The sequence below is a fragment of the Actinoplanes palleronii genome, from assembly GCF_016862315.1.
Taxonomy (GTDB): Bacteria; Actinomycetota; Actinomycetes; order Mycobacteriales; family Micromonosporaceae; genus Actinoplanes; species Actinoplanes palleronii.
The window spans coordinates 26,930-46,195 of sequence record NZ_BOMS01000011.1 but is presented as its reverse complement, the minus strand read 5'-3'; the positions used below and the strand labels follow the sequence as shown (position 1 = coordinate 46,195).

General features: G+C 58.8%; 8 protein-coding genes and 1 pseudogene. All 9 read left to right on the top strand.

The window, feature by feature from the left end; all coding sequences use genetic code 11:
• The first annotated feature begins 253 nt into the window (after positions 1 to 253).
• The 9 genes and pseudogenes from Apa02nite_RS03305 to dpdD all read left to right on the top strand — a co-directional run bounded on the left by Apa02nite_RS03305 (position 254) and on the right by dpdD (position 19,001).
• Positions 254 to 1,107 (top strand): annotated as a pseudogene (locus Apa02nite_RS03305) (IS5 family transposase).
• A 389-nt stretch (positions 1,108 to 1,496) separates the two neighbouring features.
• Positions 1,497 to 4,754 (top strand): protein DpdE, encoded by a 3,258-nt coding sequence (gene dpdE / locus Apa02nite_RS03300; RefSeq protein ID WP_307871932.1) that lies wholly within the window; start codon positions 1,497 to 1,499, stop codon positions 4,752 to 4,754.
• On the top strand, positions 4,751 to 7,183 hold the full coding sequence (gene dpdF / locus Apa02nite_RS03295) for a protein DpdF (protein WP_203823780.1): 2,433 nt from the start codon (positions 4,751 to 4,753) through the stop codon (positions 7,181 to 7,183). The genes dpdE and dpdF overlap by 4 nt, the downstream gene beginning before the upstream one ends.
• Positions 7,184 to 8,158: a hypothetical protein gene (locus Apa02nite_RS03290; RefSeq protein WP_203823779.1), complete on the top strand. Its 975-nt coding sequence runs from the start codon at positions 7,184 to 7,186 to the stop codon at positions 8,156 to 8,158.
• Positions 8,155 to 11,118, top strand: a complete 2,964-nt coding sequence (locus tag Apa02nite_RS03285; RefSeq protein WP_203823778.1) for a hypothetical protein — start codon at positions 8,155 to 8,157, stop codon at positions 11,116 to 11,118. Before Apa02nite_RS03290 ends, Apa02nite_RS03285 begins: the two co-directional genes overlap by 4 nt.
• Complete coding sequence (locus Apa02nite_RS03280; protein ID WP_203823777.1) at positions 11,115 to 11,870, top strand: hypothetical protein; 756 nt, start codon at positions 11,115 to 11,117, stop codon at positions 11,868 to 11,870. The genes Apa02nite_RS03285 and Apa02nite_RS03280 overlap by 4 nt, the downstream gene beginning before the upstream one ends.
• A complete protein-coding gene (gene dpdJ, locus Apa02nite_RS03275; RefSeq protein ID WP_203823776.1) occupies positions 11,867 to 16,276 on the top strand; it encodes a protein DpdJ in 4,410 nt (1,469 codons plus the stop codon). The genes Apa02nite_RS03280 and dpdJ overlap by 4 nt, the downstream gene beginning before the upstream one ends.
• Entirely contained in the window at positions 16,273 to 16,809 is a 537-nt protein-coding gene (gene dpdK / locus Apa02nite_RS52280; RefSeq protein WP_203823775.1) for a phospholipase D-like domain-containing protein DpdK, read from the top strand. The genes dpdJ and dpdK overlap by 4 nt, the downstream gene beginning before the upstream one ends.
• A complete protein-coding gene (gene dpdD, locus Apa02nite_RS03265) occupies positions 16,806 to 19,001 on the top strand; it encodes a protein DpdD (protein ID WP_307871931.1) in 2,196 nt (731 codons plus the stop codon). The genes dpdK and dpdD overlap by 4 nt, the downstream gene beginning before the upstream one ends.
• Positions 19,002 to 19,266: the final 265 nt, after the last annotated feature.

Sequence of the window (19,266 nt, the reverse complement as noted above, 5' to 3'; positions counted from 1 at the left end):
AACCACACCGCGGGGGCCGCACTGCGAGCCCCCGCCGTGCGGTGTGGTTTCAGCGCGCTGCTCCGGCCCGAAGCAGCGACAACGAGTCCACGCCCGCCACCATGCGGATGACTGCGGTCGCCGGCGCCTCGGCACGGATAAGAGCGACCGCCAATAGGTGTCCAAGATCCGGACAGGGTAGGCAGTCTGGGATAGCAAACAGGCACGGGAATCGATCATCAGAGTTCCTATGCTCAGTGATCGATGGAGTCCCGTGCCTGCTCTGCCATCTTCGTTGCTTGAGGCGATCTTCGTCCAGTTCGCCGCGCTGTGCCCGGAGCGACCCGGGTGCGACCCGGGCCATCCTCTCGGTTGTCACCGCCGGGCGATCCCGGACCGGGTCGTGTTCGAGCTGGTCATCGCCGCTCTGATCCACGGGTCCGGCTACGAACGGGTAGCCACCGCCCAGTGCTCGGACCGTACGATCCGCCGCCGCCTGCACCGGTGGGCGCAGGCCGGGCTGGGCGAACAACTGCATGAACTGGCCCTGGATGCCTACGACCGGATGATCGGCCTGGACCTGTCCGACGTCAGCGCCGACGGCGCGATCACGAAGGCGCCGTGTGGCGGGGACCGGGCCGGCCGGTCCCCGGTCGACCGCGGCAAAGGTGGGATGAAACGCTCGACCGGCGTCGACGGCCACGGCATCCCCTCGGGATCGTCGGCGCCCCGGCCAACCGGCACGACTCGCCGCTACTGCGTGACACCTTCGAGCGATGCAGCGCCCGACTGCGCCATCACTGGCCTGATCAGGTCACCGCGCACCTGGACCGCGGGTATGACAGCAAACGCACCCGGGACCTGCTCGACGAGATCGGCTACGACGCGCAGATCGCCCGCAAGGGCATACCCGCACCGATCCAGATCGGCTATAGGTGGGTGGTAGAGCGCACGAACTCGTGGATGAACGGTTTCGGCAAGATCCGCCGCTGCACCGACCACAACGCCCAGGTCATCGACTTCTACCTCTACCTGGCTGCCGCCATCGTCACCGTACGTCAACTCATCCAACGAGCACGCACCCTCTACCGCTGGGACACCCGGCCCACCACCCGCCGCCTCAGATGACGCCTATTGCCGGTCGCTCTTAGCTCTGCTGTGTCCGTGTGGGTGACACAGCAAGTGGCCATGTGCCTTTACAGAATCATGATCACCAACGGTTCGCGCCGGTCCGGCATAGGCTTCCGAATCTCGCCTCTGAGGCATCCAAGATCCCAGCTCAACAGCACTTCAAGTGACTACGCACAGCCCCGGTGCGGGTGCTCGTCCTGACCATTAGTGGCGACGAGTGGGTTCGCCCATGGGATCATTCGCCGGATCGGCCCGATGTGCGCTTTGCACCATTTGAATTTTTTGTCATGATCGACAACCTCGCGAGGTGCAGTTGAGGCGAACTATCACCGAGACGGCCGACGAAAACTGTCAGACCTCCTGCGTAGCATTCATCGCCTCAGGAGGTGGCATGCAAGCAGGAGCACAGTGGACACCGCCCGGCGTCGTATTCGTCGAGGTGGGAGGCTGGCGTGTCTAGGGCGTCGGCAAGCAGGGGAGTGTATGACTTTCCGAAGAACCGGTTCACCACGTTCGCCCGGGATGCGGAGTTGGGGTGGGGCCGGCTCTCTCGGGACGGCTCTTGGATCCACTTCTTTGATTCCCCAACCCGCCCTGAGCTAGCACACCCGGCGGAGGGCCGTCAGTGGTTCGTTGAACCACTGACGGCCCAGCAGCGGGTCTGGTGGTTCGACGGAACAAGGTGGCTGGTCGGTCGCATCTTCGCACCCGCCGACGCGAGTCGGTCGGCTTACGTAGTGGAGTTCCCGAACCACACCAACATCGCCGTTCCGTCTGACGAGTTGCGAGTGCGATGGAACCGCCCATTAAAGCACCCGCTGGATCTACTGGTCGCAGGCACGGTGGAGACACGCTTCTTCCATGCGCATCGGACGGCTTTCCTGAGCCAGGTTACTTGGCAGCGAACCGCAAGTATGTCCTTAGGTGGACTACTTTCGTCTGCGGTCGAACTGCATGATCACCAACTCGGTGCCGCGAGACGAATCCTTGCCGATCCCATACCGCGATATATCCTGGCTGACGAGGTGGGTCTGGGTAAGACCGTAGAAGCTGGAATGGTTCTCCGGCAGCTACTGCTTCATGGCACAGAGGGCGACCATGAAGCACTCGTGCTTGTACCCGACAGCCTGGAAGAGCAATGGCGTGTCGAACTGAAGTCGAAGTTCCGGGCTCATCGCTTGCCGGCCAAGGTGAGGGTTATGCCCCACTCGCGGATAGCTGAGGTTCCGATCATCGAACGCAGTCTAACAATTGTTGATGAAGCCCATCGATTGACTTACGGAGTGCTGAAGGAAAGAGACGACGAACGCCGTCTAGACTATGAAATTTTGGTGCGGGTAGCAAAAGCTTCGCGGGCGTTGCTGCTTCTCAGCGCGACTCCGGTCCGGAGCAACGAAGACGGCTTCCTTGGCTTGCTGCACCTGCTAGATCCTGTTACCTATAAACTCGAAGATATTGAAGGTTTTCGGCGCCGGGTGGAAATGCGTGACGTACTGGCCGAGACCATGTCGGCGGTCGACCCCGAGGAGTCGCCGAGGTATCTCCGTGAGCCGCTTATGGAACTTCGGGAGCTTCTTGCGGGAGACGAGACAGTGGCGGCGTACGTTGCACGTTCGCTAAAGGCAATCGCGGGTGAGGACCGTTCCGAGCTAAGGCGTTCAGTCGCCTCTTTACGTTTCCATGTTTCCGAGGCTTACCGCATTCACAGGCGTATGATCCGAAATCGGCGGCCGCAGGCAATCAAGGCCGGTTACCCGGCCCGCGGGCGGGAACACTCCCCGCAATGGCGTTTGTTGGATACAGATGCACGGCGCAGGCTTGTCTTCGAGGCTTTGGAGGACTTTCGGCTTGAGTTGGAGGCTGATTGTACAAACGAAGAGGAGCAACTGGCAGCGGCTAATGCACTGCAGTGCGTCCTTGGCCGTGCGTTAGCACCCGCCGAAGCACTACGCGACATCGCGATCGTTGCGCGAGGCCTTACCGGGCATGACCTGTCAACTGCAGAGCTTGATGCCATGCTGCCTGTCCTTCAGTCTGCTGCTGGGCAGCGACTGGCGACGTCAGTTGAGCGTATTCTTGAGTTGTCCACCACCGACACCATCGTTGACCTGACCGCCGACTGGGCAGTGCTGCGTATAGGGTCAAACAAGAAGTTCGCCATCGCTTGCTCCTTTCCTCGTACGGCGGCAATTTTGTCCGAATCACTAGCGAAGCGCTTCGGAGCACATCGCATCTCATCATTGCTCGAGGGCCAAACGTACGATGATCGGGCGTCGTTGATTCGGGGTTTTGCTAGAAGCGGCGAGAAAAATCTATTGGTGATGGACCGCTCCGCGGAAGAAGGAACAAATCTCCAGTTCATCCACGAAGTGCTCCACGTTAATCTACCTACTTCTATTTCTCAAATCGAACAGCGGCTCGGCAGATTTGATCGGTGGGACGAGTATGGCGTCCCGATCCTCTCGACGGTCGTCACCGGTTCTGATGACCTGATCGGTCAGCACCTTGGGGCTTGGCTTCAGTTGGTCGACGAGGCCTTCGCGGTCTTCACCGAGTCGACAGCCACCCTCCAGTACATCCTCGCGGATTTAGAGCGCGACTTCTTCCGATCAGCGTTGACAGATTCCTTCGCCGAAGCATCGAATTCGATCTCGGACAGAGCGAAGAATCTTGAAAAACAGCGCAAACGCATTATTGGCCAAGAGGCGCTTGATAGCATCGAAGACCGATCCCACGACAGGAAGTTGGGCGACTTACTCGGTAATGTCGACAAGCAATCCGCGAAATTTCAGGCCGCAGTCCACGGGTACATTGTCACCATGTTGGGGTTCACCGAAGTATCGGAAGAGCCCGGAACCATGAAGTTCGGAATATCGCGGAGACATCCCCCACTGCTGCCTGAGGAGGAAGCAGTGCAGATGCGAGACAAACTTTTCGACCTTCCTTACGTGGCAGACCGGATCGAAGCTGCCGAGGCATCTTCCCCCCGCGGACTTCTGCGATGGGGCGAGCCGCTAATCGACACCTTCGCCCAGTACGCAGAAGTTGATGACCGCGGTCGAGCCTTCGCGGTGGAACTGGTTCGGCAACACCCACGTCCTGAATCAGATCCCCTCATCCTGCTTTGTTTTGACTTCGTCGTCTCCGCCCGTCAGTCATTCAATCTTTCGCCTCACCTCACCCGCGCTGCTACCACCCGGATTACATCGTTGCTACCGACAACGATAGAGCGAATTTGGTGGATGCCAGGCTATGGTGAGTGCCCAGCGTCGATGATCGCCAACGTTGAGCGCACCAGACGTGACGGTATGCCCGAAGGTGTCAACCTCGGGAGTCGCCCTGAGCGATTCCGTGAGCTCACCGGCGGTCTTGACTGGCAGGAGACTTGTGAGCGAAGTCTTGCTGAGGCGTTGGCTGCGGTCCGCAACCGAGACAACGTAGTACAGCGATCCGCGGTTGCGGCTGACGCGGCTTGTACCAACGCTGAACGAGAACATGCCATCCGCGTGGCGCGCAACGAGCGGCAAGGAGATGGTGCCGAGGAACAGGAACTTTCGGCCGCAGTAATGGCGGCAGTGCGAAACCCGGAAATCGAGCTAGACAGTTGCGGCACAGTGATTATTACATGGGTCCCAAAGGTATGAATCATTTCACCCTTCGTGAACTTGCTGCTGATGACAGGCGCTTAGCACGCCGATTGACGGGTGCCGGCGTTACGCACGCTGAACTGCTTGTCCTCGTGCGTAGCGCGCTCGTGGCTAAAGACTACGGCGCGGTTCGGAGGAACGAACTGCCGGCCGTGACCGACGAGGAGTGGCGTGTCCACGGCTTCAGGCGAAGGGACGACGGAGCCTGGCAGGTCGAACATTGGTTGCCGACCTGGCTCGATCATTGCGGAACGCCACCGGACGAGGCTCCCTCCCGCTCCCTCCCGCGGAGGGTTGCCACCAAAGTCAGTGCAGACGAGTTCTACCGCCAGTCAGTAAAGTTCGATGAGTACACAACTGTGGGCCAACGTGACTGCGTTCGGGCCGTAGCCGTAGCCGGCCCGGGTGAATCGGTGATCTGTGTCCTGCCGACAGGATCAGGAAAGACTGAGGTGGTGCTCAGCAGAGCTGTCAGGAATCGCCCCAGGCAGACCGTGCTCGTGACACCGACCGTATCCCTCGCGATTGATCTTGAGCGTCGCGTGCGAGACCTCACCGGCGAGCAGTTGACCTTCGCATACCACGGCAGCCTGCCGGCGGTTGAAAAGACTGCTGTCGCCCGTGCGTTCGGGGACGGGGACCAGTGGCTGATCATCACTTCCCCTGAGGCCGCGTGCACGGTGCTTGCACCGCATATCGAGCGATCCGCAGCCGAGGGCAGGCTGGATCTCATCGCGATCGACGAGGCACACATGGTGGCGGAGTGGGGCGACGACTTCCGCCCGGCATTTCAGATGGTCGCCGGCTTGCGAAATCAGTTGCTCTCTACCGCGCCACCGAGTCGCATGCCCAGGACGGTGATGTTGACCGGCACGCTGGACAAATACGCCGCAGACGCCCTTTTCCGATTGTTTCCAGGTCCGAAAGGAACCACGCTAATCACCGCTCAGGCCACCCGGCCTGAACCTGCTTGGTGGGTGGCCTTCTGTACTAGCGAGGAGATCAAAAGGCAGCGTTTCATTGAGGCATGCCGACATCTTCCGCGTCCGATTATCGTGTATACGACGTTGCACTCGTCCACGAGGTCCACGACCGTTCGTGATGCCGAGCGATGGCTTAGTGAGGCTGGAATACGGGTTTCCACGGTCACGGGCTCGTCCTCCCTCCGGCAAAGAGCCGCTGCAGCAGATGCACTAGCGTTGCGAGGGGATCCTGATCAAGACCGGGACGTAGTGATCGCGACGTCGGCATTTGGGCTTGGCATTGACATCCCATCCGTCCGCTCTGTAGTACATCTGTGTTTGCCCGAGTCTGTAGACCGTCTCTACCAGGAAGTAGGGCGAGCAGGACGAGACGGTAGGGCATCAGCATCGGTCGTCCTGTGGACTCGTGCGGACGAAGAGGTTGCCGCAGATATGGCTGACGCGCGGCTTATTGGCGCGGAGAAAGCCTGGCTGCGGTGGCGGCAGCTACGTCTGGGAAGCGCGGTGGGCGACCGCCTACATATCGATCTTTCGGCAGCGCACGATGCTGTAAATCACCCGTTTAGTGACGCCAATATCTACTGGAACACGCAGACGTTGAGCCTCATGGAGCGATCGGGCATGCTAGAACTCGATCGTTCCTCTCTACCGACAGTGCCGCCGGACGCGAGCGAGGAAGAGGTAGATCAAATCTTCGCTCAGTACCGAAGGACGGCAACCGTGCGCCTCCACGACGGGTCGCTGACAGACGAGGCGCACTTCAAACGCCGAATCGTCGAAACCCGCGCCGAGAGCAAGCAAGCCGGAATGGCCTCGTTCGCTACCGCGGCTGCCCTGTTGCGCGAGTCTTCGTTGTGCTTGAATTCCACACTAGCCGATTACTACGGAATTAACATTGGCGGGGACCTTCTTGCAGTTGCCACACAGTGCGGGGGCTGCCAAAAGTGCCGACTGTCGGGCCGGAGTCCGCGGCAAAGCAAGACCGTATCTGTCATGAAACTCGGTAACTCAAGGCGTGAGGCCTCGCCCGCTTTGCGGCGGTTGGCCTCCACAGGGCGCCTGGCAGTTAGAGTGAAGGGGTACTCGCCAGCCTCGGAAACGGAACTGTTGACGAGGCTCGTCGGGCACGGCATTGTAAGACTGATCTTAGATACGGGAACTGTCACACGGCCTAGACCTGCGATCAATGATATTTGGTGGCATCTAACCCCACAGGAGTTCCTTCATGACTGGCAACAATTCACCCTGCCAACGGTACTTCGCGTTACGCCGCAGATGGGCCGATGGGCAGGCCTGACACTCCTGCTCGACCGGCTCGCCAAATCTCCGTTTGCCGTGGTCGTGACGCCTGAGGAGCAACTTTCGCCACACGATGACCGGCTACTTCTCCATGAGAATTGGGGCGTCACTTACGAGATCGATCACATTTTGAGGATGCTGTAGATGGCCCTATTAAACCCACCGGACATCGTGCCTGAGGCGATGCGCTACTTGATCCGTGCCTTGTTCGTGGTCCCAGGTCAGACGCTAACCGAGTCTGAACTGAAAGACCTTGTAGCTCCACCAGGGCTGCTTGAGGCGATGGCTGCCGTCGCGGTTCAGGACGATGAAGCGTCAGACGATGAAGACAGCCGCGGGACGAAAACAACAGGCGCAACCATTGTCGAGGCATCGCTCGGAGCGTTGAAAACTCTCGACATGGTAAGTGGAGGACGTGAACGTTTGGGACTCGGCCCCGACGCCTCCTCGCGCTGGAAGCAGGCCCAAGACGTCGCCGCTAGCGAGTTCGCTAGTGGAGTTCTTTCGAGTCTGCTTACTCGCTATGAATTGACAGGATCTCCTACCGCCGGCGCGGGTGACCTCGTCCATGGGCTTTCCCTGCTGTACGCGGCACCGGATCCACTTGAACCGTTCAACTCATTCGACTCTAACCGAGGACGAAGGTTCGTCGAATGGCAGAAAGAAAAGCTAGGTGACGACAATAGTCGATGGCCACTCTACAACCGTGAGCGCTGGATTCCCCTTCGTCGGTGGGCGGTATACCTTGGTGTCGGACGGCTCCTAGGATCTGCGCTTCTCCCGGACGCGAGCACAGCGGTTGAGCGATTCTTGCCGTTACAGATCCGCGAGTATACCATCGAAGAATTCGTGCAGCAGTGTCAGACGATGTTGCCATTTATCGATGCGAGTGGCTCAGTCTTTGGTCACGACGCCGAGGAAGGCGCAGATCACGCTGTTTTATCGCCAGGATTCTCGCTGACCTTGATGGCACTCAAAGCGAAGGGCATCGTAAAGCTTTTTGGCCGGAGTGACGTCGGTGGCCGAACGCTCAGGATTCGCTCGGACCGTGCCCTCGACCAACGAGTGACGCATGTGTTATGGGAAGGTGTCCAGACCGACACTCGGAGGTCTTCGTGAACAATATTGTCTGCTGGAAGCGTGACCGGATCCAGTACGCTACGGCTATCGATGTTGGTGGCCTTGAGGTTGACGATGCGCTCGGCGATGCAGTCTTCGCCGCGATTCATCAGGAGATCCCGGTGTTGCACTACCGCGACGTCGGCGTTGGCGGCAGCACGTCAAGTGCCACAGAAGATGATGTCTTGAATACTTTCACGGCGCCGCTCTCATCGAACGAACCACGACTGGTATTCATCCGTGGCGGTCGAGGTACTGGAAAGAGTCATTTGGTCCGGTGGCTGAAGTCGCAGACTGGAAACCCTGCCTCCTGGCACATCGTCTATATCGAGAAGCGTAACACCTCACTCAAGCGTGTCACCGAGAAGATTCTGGCCGGAATCACTGGCGAACGAGCAGAAAAACTCCGCAGGCAATTGGCTCAGGCGTCGTCCGAAGTCTCGAGTAACGAGGAGGCTGTAAGTGCTCTAATTGCGCGGCTCCATCATCTCGTTAAGTTCGACACGGATCAGTCAATCAAGGGCTTGAACGGGCTATCTTCGGCTGAGCTTGAAGATCTGCGTGCCACGAGTGATCGTCTTCTGGGTGATTACACCTTTCGAGCAGTGTTAAGTGATTCGAGCGGCCCTCTTCTCCGTCTGGTCAAACTTGCACTCGGCGGCGCAGACCCGGGACAGAACATCGACGAGGAGGACCTACATCTTACGGAACGGGATCTGTATATAGATCCGGCAGATTTCGAAGACCTGGGTTCACAACTATACGAACTCGTCCGCAGAGTTCGGTCGGTAAGGCAATTGCGAACCGAGCTGGCCGCACTTTGGGATCACTATCTGCCTCGGGCAAAGGCTGAGGTCTTCACCGGTGCTAGCACCGACCTCCTAGAGGTCTTTGAGGACGTGCGGCGCGAAATCGCGTCGCGAGGGCTCGAATTGTGCGTCTTCATCGAAGACCTCGTGTTGCTCCACGGTATCGACAAACAGTTGGCCCAGGCTCTGACCATCCCCGCGAGCCGCGAACTATGCAAACTCAGAGCGGCTATCGCGGTCACAGATGGCTATCTCAGTTCTATGGATACCTTCACGGACAGGGGTATCCATTTCACGCTCGATCTAGGTTTGACGATGGTCGGAGAGCAAAGGCTGCGGGATTTCGTAGGCCGGTACCTCAACGCCGGCCGTCTCGACCATACAACGTTGGTAGAAAAACACCAGACTGGCAAAAGTACTCCCAACGGTTGTGCCGGCTGTCCGGTCCAAGAGTCCTGCCACCAAACCTTTGGCGCCAGCGACAGCAAGCATGGCTTCTACCCTTTCAACCGCCCAGCCTTGGACCGATTGATCGAACTCGCAAGCCCAGCCGGCTTTCTCCCTCGTGAGATTATCCGCCAGGTCTTGCGGGCACCCTTGGAGACGGCCGAGGATGAGATTCCTAAAGGTATCTTTCCGTCGGAAAATTTCGCTCGGCGTTTGGATGAGGTCCGCAGTTTCGTCCGGCCACCCGCGGTACGGCAAGCGATCAAGCGGCTCAGCCCAGCGACGGGAGAAGCTGAACTCAGTCTCCGCAACTTCTACGCCGAGATACCGCCACATGCAGATAAGCAACTGCACGGCGTCGCAGCATATCTCGGTATCAAACTCGTCGATGACGCTGCATTAGATCTCGACGTGGGTGGACGCGACCGGACTACGACGGTTGAGAAGACGAAACCAACTAAAGATGCGCCGGTCGATGAGATTGAGTTGTGGACCACAGGCTCGCGCCTCGGTGCTGCAACAGCACGCAAGGTTCGGAAGTGGATCTGTGAAGCCGTTGTCGGGATCCTCGCTGGTGGTTCCCACGGAGTCGAGGTGTGGAGCCCGAAGGCCTCAACAGCAGAGTGGTACATCGGTTCCCATCGGTTACGGATGTCCGACGTCAGCATCCCACGCGCACAAGGTGGCACAGCGGCGAAAGTTGGCGAAGTGACCTTCGACTTCGGCAGCGACGACGACGCAGCAGTCATCCTCACTGGCATCATCGCAGTCGTCGACGGTAAGGAGATCAGTTCGTCGCACCGAGGCCAATGGTTTCTCGACCTGCTGCCTAAACTCGATCGCTTCGCTGCGGAACTCGCAGCGGCTGGGCGACAAGGGCGTGAAAGGGTCATAGCTGAATCGGCGTCAGCGCTCATGACACTCCGAAACGAATCTCCAGCCCCGGGTTCGACAGTTCGTGAAGCTCTGCCACAGATGCTTCGGCCTAAGGCCCGGATGCTTGCCGAAGCTAGCAACACCGATTTGACGGCATTTTTGAAATCCGTAAAAATTGCGCGGCGTGATGCCCTGTTGGCGCTTCGGAACCAGGTTGTCGCCAGCAAAGGAAGAGGCGCGCCAGTCCTTTTCGACGTCGCCAGTTGCTACAAATACTTTAGAGCTGATATCGACAGCAAAGTGCTGACGATAAGATCCAGTGAAAGCACCTTGCCGGCCCTGGCCGACGTAGTCGCCAACCAGAATCGAGCCGCCCAACGCATCGGCGAGAGTTTGTTGGGCATAGTGGGAAAAGTTCGCGATTTGCTCCCGCCTGAGGAAGACGTGACAACGGTAGCTCGGCTGGTGATCGACCTTGCGAACGAAGCCCAAGCGCATGGCGTACTTGGCACTGCCGACGCGCGAGATCGTATTGTTGACGCCTCACGTGCTATTGATTCAAAATGCATGATTGACTATCGACGTTTCGCCAAAACGGAAGCAGACGTTAGGCCAGAAGATGTCTGGGATCTGATCGATGACCCGCGGCCCCGACTTCAAGCCTTACTAATCTTTGCGACCCTCATCGACCGGATGTTTGTGAACGTAGAGACCTACCTGGCGGGGAGAGTAGACGACAGCGAAGGAGTGGACCTGATGTCAGCGGCACAGGAACTGCGCGCCTTAGCCGACTCGGTCGACGTCACCCTGGAGGACGACACAAAATGAGCGATCGCAATGCGAGTGTGGTGGCCCGTGCGGAAGTCAACCTTGCCCGCCTGCGCCAGGCGCGCGAACTCGAAAAGGATCAAGAAACGTATAGTCGCGTTCGAAAGATCGTGCAACGAGCTGTAGAGGCACGCGCAGCGCTCGAAGCAGCACACACGGCTTGCCACAATCTTTCATCTTATTCCGTTCGTCCAGGTATCATAGCGGGCAACCTGTTCACCGATAGTAAGAAGGCCCGAACTGATCTGCGTCAGGCGGCGACGAACTCGCTCCGAGGGGCGGGGGTCGGTCGGGTAGATCGCCTGGTGGCCCCAGCGGTTCATGATGCTTTGAAGACGGCAGAGAATCTCGCCAAACAGCGACTGGTTGATCTCAATAAAGCCGTAGACGCATGGCGTAATAACCAACAGCCGGTGGGCATCAAGGCTGAAATAATCGATCTTCCGAACTTTCCCGGAAGTGCGCGGATTCGCCTCCAACGATGCGCGGCTGCGCTAACGAGGCCAGTGGCCGGACTGCCTGCCGATCAATTGCTAGGCAAGATAGAAGAGTTGCTCACTGCCATTTCAGACTGGCAAGCACTAAAAAATGACTACGACGCCGCCCTGGAAAGGGAGGGACCCGAGATTCGAGCATTCTTGTCACGCGCTGGTTCTGCGGATGGGGCCAGTTGGTCGCTGGTGACGCCCTTGGTGCGACGCTGGCTCGACAACGCGGAGGACGTTGACGTCGTGCGGATCCGGCTGACGTGAGCCAAACCAACCAGCGCGCCCTCGAGGCGCTCGATCTACTTGAAGATCTTGAGTCGCGCAGCCTTGCCTGGGGTCTCGTAGACGAGTCGTGGACTCATGATCAAATATGCGAGGTTCTGCGCGAGCGTTGGCCAGATCGCGATGCCGAGGTTACTGTCGACACGCTGATCGCCGCGTCACTGCTCGTCCAGTTGCCACGTGAGTGGCCGAACCGCTACCGCACTCGGATGGCCGAGTCTGTTCGGCTCTTCACGCGTTTGCGCCAGCTCTTTCCTCGAAGGCCATGGCAAGCAGGTGCACCGCTTGTCTCCGACTTCAGGTTTCTCCGTAGGTCTAGGTCGTTCCCCCGCCGGGACATTGCTCCGGCGGCGGTGCTCGACACGCTCCGCGAACAAGCTCTCGCCGAGCCTGTGCTCGCTGAGGTAAGTCGTGTCCTCGGGCAGAGGGAACTCGCCAGCTTCCAGGTGCAAGCGACGGCGGCGGTGTTGTCAGCTCTCGAACGCGACGACGACGCCGGCATCGTCGTGGGAGCCGGTACAGGTAGTGGCAAGACCCTTGCCTTCTACTTGCCTGCGATGGCTGCCCTCTCCGCGTCCACGAGTCATCGCGTCGTCGCGATCTATCCCCGGAATGAACTACTTAAAGATCAGTTCGCAACAGCAGTTCAGGAGGCCCGCCGGCTCCAACAGAGCGGCGGCCGAGCTCTGACTGTCGGGGCCTACTTTGGCCCCACTCCAAACTCTGAACGATGGGAACCAGATCCCCGAAGCGGCTGGCGCCGTAGCGGCAAGGATTGGATCTGTCCCTTCCTAACTTGTCCGGCGGAAATAGATCGTCGAACCTGCGGTCAGCCAATGCTCTGGCGCCGGCCGACTCCATCTAGCACCACGGGGTGGGGTTTCCTCGTCTGCGGCACATGCGGTGGTCGTGTTACCTCTGACGAGATCACGCTTACCCGTTCTGCTATGCGGGACAATCCGCCCGACATTCTATTCACCACGACTGAGATGCTGAACCAGCAGATGAGCGATGGTTGGACTCGGCACGTGTTCGGACTTGGTCCACGTGCAAGCCGACGCCCGTCCATGGTTCTTCTCGACGAAATCCACACGTACAGCGGCACAAGTGGCGCTCAAGCAGCGTTCCTGCTGCGTAGATGGCGGCGGCTCCTAGGCCGTTCTGTGACCTGGGTTGGGCTCAGCGCTACCCTCAGTAATGCGCAAACATTCTTCGCGGATCTCTGCGGCCTAAGACAGGAGGATGTCACCGACATCCGTCCGGCCGAGAACGATTTGCGCCGACACGGCAGCGAGTATCAACTTCTTCTGCGTGGTGACCCAGCGTCCCAAACGGCGCTGCTGTCGACCTCTATCCAGTCATTGATGTTGCTGCGTCGTGTATTGAATGAGACCGGATCGCCGCTCGATGAGCCCTATGGAACCAAGGTTTTCGCCTTCGTAGAGAACCTGGATCTGGTCAACAGACTGTATCGGCAGTTGCTAAGCGCCGAGGGTCGAAATCCTATAGGCCGGCGGGATCAGCGTCTTGACGTACTAGCAGGGCTTCGTATTCCCATCTATGCTGAGAGCCGAATTGTGATTGATGACCCGGTCGAGTGGGACGAAAACGGGCAGCATTGGTGGCTATCCGAGCGGCTCGGGTTCAGTGACCGGTCGCTCGTAGTATCCCGCACTTCGTCCCAAGACAGCGGTGTCGATGCTGGGGCCGACATCGTGGTCGCCACTTCATCGCTCGAGGTCGGCTACGACGATCCACGCGTGGGCGGTGTGCTTCAACACAAAGCACCGCGAGACGTGGCACAGTTCCTGCAACGTCGTGGTCGAGCCGGGCGAGTACAGAGCCAGCGCCCCTGGACCGTTGTTGTCCTCTCCGACTACGGCCGCGACCGTCTCGCCTTTCAGGACTACGAAACACTCCTCGACCCGATCGTTCCGGCTAAACGCCTTCCGCTTGGGAACCGGTCGGTCAGGAAGATGCAAGCCGCAATGTGCCTAATCGACTGGCTAGCTTTGCGCCTCAATGTCTCTGGGCACTACCGATGGTCGACTCGGCGGGTGCTGGTACAACCTTCGCAGGACCAGCAGCAACAGGTTGATGCGTGTACTGCCCTCCTCAAGGAAGTTATTGATGGCGGCGCTGCACGTCAAGATCTTCTATCGTTCGTTGGCACTAGCCTCGGGCTGGCACCAGACGCGGTAGCTATTCTCTGCTGGGAACACCCTCGATCTTTGCTCCTGGAGGTAGTTCCCACGGCATACCGGCGGCTCCTCAGTCGTTGGAGCACAACACAACGGGGCGTGGCTCGTGAGGGTACGGACATTTCCGGGAGGCAACCCCTACCTGAATTCATCCCCCCGACGCTTTTCAGCGATTTAGAATTGCCAGAGGTGGACATTGAGCCACCGCAGAATTACGACCAGGCGGCAGATACCAGCATTGCCGTTGCGGTGGCGCTCGGCGAACTTGCCCCGGGACGAGTAACACTTCGGTGGGCTGTGCAAAAAGTACGCGGTCTCTGGATCGAGCCCGGTTCGGCGGGCGTGCTCGAACTGAGCGATGGACTTGCTGCTGAGGCTGAAATTTTGACATCTGTTCCAGGTCTCGATAACACGGCAGTTCCGCTGGTTAGGCCGAGGACGATTCGGCCAACTGTGCCTCCGCCAGAGGTCCGCCCGCAGTCCAGCGGACGGTTACGCTGGCGACTCCTTGTCGATAGCGAGACAGGTGGAATTTCTGTGCCGCGGCCTCGCAATAGCGCTCTTGGGGAACTTCTGCCACAGATGAGTGCCCACTTGAGTGTCGGCACTGGACCGTTGACAATGTGGCGCTACGCGCTTGATGCTGAGTCTGAAGTTGTTCGGCAGACTGGGCGGGAGCGACAGACGATCACATTTACACACGATAGCCAGCCGGCGGCTGTCGGATTCGAGACTCGGGTAGATGCGATATCTGTCGAGGTACACGTTCCGGCGTGGAAAGAATCTGTACTGTCCGACGACCCGGTGCGACTCCGTCAATTGCGTAGTGATCGGTTCCTCTATTGTTGCCAAGAAAGGTTAGCTCAACAACAAGTCGGTCCGTTCCTTGCGGGTTGGGTAGCGGAGGTTTCGCTTGCTGCAGCGTCTCGCAGCATCCTAGACGGTATCGGTATCGACAGTCTTGCAACCATCGGGGACGCAGCTTGGAGGTCGCTTGCTGAGTCCGTAGTTGACGCGGTACTTGTCTCGCTGCCACGCGCAACCGATGACGAGGTGCCCTTGCGTCAAGACGTGATCGACGTCTTTGCCAACGCGACTCATCTTCACGCTGTGAGGGAAGCGCTGCCCGTTCTTGGTCAAGCGCCAAACAGCAACTGGATGCCCTGGATCAGGGCTCGTTTCCTTCAGACTATGGCGGCTGCCCTCCACGCTGCATCTCAGCAACTCTGCCCGGATTTCAATGTTGACCTTGACATGTTGGTAGACGTTGTGGATGACGGCGACAAATCAGCGACCGTCCTTCTCAGCGACACCGTGCCCGGCGGAGGTGGACTCGTAGAGAACCTCACCAGGCGTATTGCTGACGATCCGCGACGGTTCGACCGCCTCGTCGCGTCGGCGGTTGAACCATCCGACGTCGAAGAAGTGGATCTTTCCCTCCGACGTACTCTGACTCTTCTAGATGTTAATTCCACCGTCGGGACTGCCGCAGCAGAGTTCAGGTCCGCAAGCGGAGGAAGACTTGATACCTGGCAAAAGCTTCTCGGGGTTCTCCGGGATGAAGGCGTTGCACTACCCCACGCTGCTGTGTCAGGTCTTTCGACACGAATCTTCCGCCCAGGGTCGGGAGCCGCAAGCGATGCCCTCATCAGGGCATTGTTAAAGCGATGGGACGAGATCGACGAAGCCGTCGGATTTGCCGTTGATCACCGCGTAGCATGCTTCTTCTTGGCGAGCGAGAACGAGATCCAAAATCTCCTGTCGCGGATTCGTTCCGCATCAACGGGAAGCCCGGAGGAGCACGTACATTCTGTTCTCCAAAGCTTGTTGTGGGTGCGCGGGGTTGCGCGGCGTGCGGAAGCTCTTCGCACCGGAAACAAGTTCGTTTTGAACCCGCCGCGCACGGAACGGACTCTTGTCAGAGGAGTCCTGCCAAGCGGTTCAGGAGAGGTGGACGTAGAGTCTCTCGAATGGCGCGACCGTTTGACCGAAGTTCTTCGGGTGTGGGGGGAGGCTAGACTTGCGAGTGCCACCGGAGACGGCAAATCCCTGGCGGAGGCAGTCCGCCAAATTTGCACAGTTCCTCTGGAAATTGACTGGTTGCTTGTCTATCCGCAAATAGCCGGAGTTCTTCGAGATAATGGGCGCACTGTAATCCTTTTGAAGCTACGCGAGGCCGCCCAATGACGGACAGGATTATCCACCGAACTGCAGCATCCCCCAGTCGTGAGATTGCCGACTGTCTACAGGCACTCCTGGTTGGCGAACTTTTGATGCCTGGTTCAAGGCTTCTAATAGTCTCGCCCTGGATATCAGATTTTCCAGCGCTCGATAACTCAAATGGCAACTTCGATACTTTCGACTCATCATGGATGGCGGCAAGAATACCCTTTTCTGCTGTGCTGGGGACATTATTGCGTCTGGGAGTTAATGTGCGGATAGCTTGCGGTGCGGGGAGTAGAGAGACTGAATTTGTTCAACGACTCCGGCAGCGGTCGGGCGCCGACGGAACTCAGGATAGTTTGGTAGTGCGCCAGGCTGACCGTGACCACCGTGTATTCGACCATGAGAAGGCTATCGTTGCCGACTCTTGGGTAATGTTTGGCTCAATGAACCTCACATATCGCGGCGTTACTCTTAATGGGGAAATCGTCACAGTGTCTGTAAATCCCTCAAAAGTCGCGAAACTTGCGACCGAACTGTCGGGGCTGTTTGCATGACAGCACAGGAGCAGATGGATTCCTGGCAGCGCTTCATCGCTTCGTTCTATTCGGGACCCAATACTATCGAGACAAAGCGGGCGACCGTGAGTTCGCTGATTGAGCAGGGTCGACAGGCATGGCTCGCTCAGCCTTCGCGTCCGTTGTTACTGCCCGCTGAACTGGGTAGTTGGCCATGTTGGTACGTCATATGTCCAGATAGAGCTCAGGCGACCTGGATCCGTGACCTCATACGCGCGGCGGCGGGGTCGTGGATCGATTTCGATGGCCGCCCGATACCACCCGATTCCCGGAAAGTGCTAGACCCCCCAGTCAACGAACTGCTCGCCGGAACGGGCGTGGCCTACCGCTTCCTGACCGCACGTGACTCCGTCTCCAACGAGAAGGTCCTGGCGGCCCTCACGCAACTAGGGCGGACGCTTACTCATAGGCCCTTCCGGCGCATCGAACTAACACCTCATTTGGGGCGACTTCTAACGGATTTCTCTGGCGCATGCGCCGCTGGCGCGGAGGGTCTTGCCGCCAGATCGCTCGGATTACTCGAGAATGACCACCGGATTTCTGGGATTAATCGTCTTTTTCTCAAGGTTCAGTTTCTGGCAGCGTTCGAGCGCTGGGAGGAGTTAGACGCCCTCCCGGAGTTGCGAGATCTTTTCAACATGGAAGATCGGCCGGCCCTCGTCTCGGACGCCCTGGCTCGGAGGGTGATTTCCGGCCTGCCCGAGTCGGTAAGTACACAGTATTTCCTGGAGAATGCCGAGGGAGCGCTGGTTCCTTCAGTAGCTGCTATCCGTTCGGCTGCCGGAGCCGCCTATTATGCTTTCTGGTCTCTGTCTAACGGAGAGAGTGATTCCCGGGTAACAGACCGTCTTAAGGTTTCCGGCTGGATTGACGCAGCAAGGCGTCGATCCGATCTGGCGGAAATCCTGGCAGGAAATGCTCAGCCAGTTGACGTCTCGGCGGAGCCTTTCAACACAGGTGCAGTGCGTCAGGCGCTTGGTGAGGGAAGAGTGGACGCCGCTGTGGAAATCCTCCAGCGCGCGTCTCCGGCTGAAGATCTTTTGCCCCTGTTGCTTCAGGCGTTCGTAAAAGGCATGAGTGAACAGGCGTTCACACTGCTGCGAGAATGGAAAAATGCTCTCGGCCCTGCGCTAGTCGAGAAACACCTTGCGCAGGTTGGTCAATCTCCGGCATCCGCCGCGCTCGACCTAAGCCTGGCCTCCGCTGTTACTAGAATTTTTGGCGGCAGCCTGCCGGCGACCGACCGCGAACGGGAAATGGAGATCCTTCGAGGTAACTGGTTGGCGGAGGTGATGCGGCCGGGGCAGCTTCAAAATGTCATCGAGGTAGCGATGGAGCTATTGAACAGCGGCCATGAGTCGGCCGTCGAATTGGTCGATGCCTTGCTCGATCTTGAGATTGATATCGTTAGAACTGGGCAATTTATGGTCGGCTTGGAGGGTCTCCGAGAGTTGGTTATAACGGCATGGGTCATCGTAGATGAGTCCGGCCAAAAGCGCCGGGCGGAGAGAGTTCTCGATCTCATCAGTCGAACCTTAGACGCAGGCATATCTCCGTCGGATTACAAGCGCATCGTTGAAGATCTCCTCGGGCGGTGGGAACCTTTCCTGACCGCAGCCGGCTTCTCGTTCAGCCTTGAGACAATCGAAGTTCTCGCCGCGTACCGCCCAGCCGGCATTGATGTACTGGACACGTTCGCTGCTGTCATTCTGAGTCGGGTTAGCATTCACGATCTTAGGCGTCTAGATCGCTCGTCCATTGACACGGCCGTATCATTGGCGCCTGAGTTTGGCCTACAGGTTCCCGTTCTTGAACAGGCAACATTTGCTGTCGCCGATGAGCTACCCGCAGCGGACCTGCAGGGGTCCGTCGCGATTTACAGCCTGATGGAGGCTGCTACGCGCCGCGCGCGTGACATTCTGATCCAGCGCTTCCCTGGTCTGCGGGTCGTCATGGTATCCGACAAAGTAGCAACTGATGCTCTCAGGAATGCTGCTGACACCTCAGACCTGCTGGTCATCGCCGACCGAGCGGCGACACATGCTGCGACCGACGCCTTACGCCGTGCGCGGGGAGGCCGGCCACTCGAATACGCCACCGGTAAGGGAACAGCGAGCCTAGTCGATGCTGTCCTACGCGGTGCGCAGGCGCTGAGTTCCGCATCACCGTAACCTTGCGGGACCTTGTTGCGTAATTCGCGGCGCGCCGTTGGTGGTCCGTGACGTTGCTGTGGTGTTGCGGGTGCCGATAATGTCATCCGTGCTGGTGAAGTAGCATGCTCGTATTCGTGGAGGAGTTCGTCGAGTCGATCATGTCGGTGGACGCGTAGACGAGGGAGGGCTGCCGGCTCGGTGGTCGGATCGGGCAGTGCTCGCAGGGAGCCGGGTGAAAAGCCGAGCTCATCGGCGTGACTTCGAAATTTCCCCAGCAGCGCAG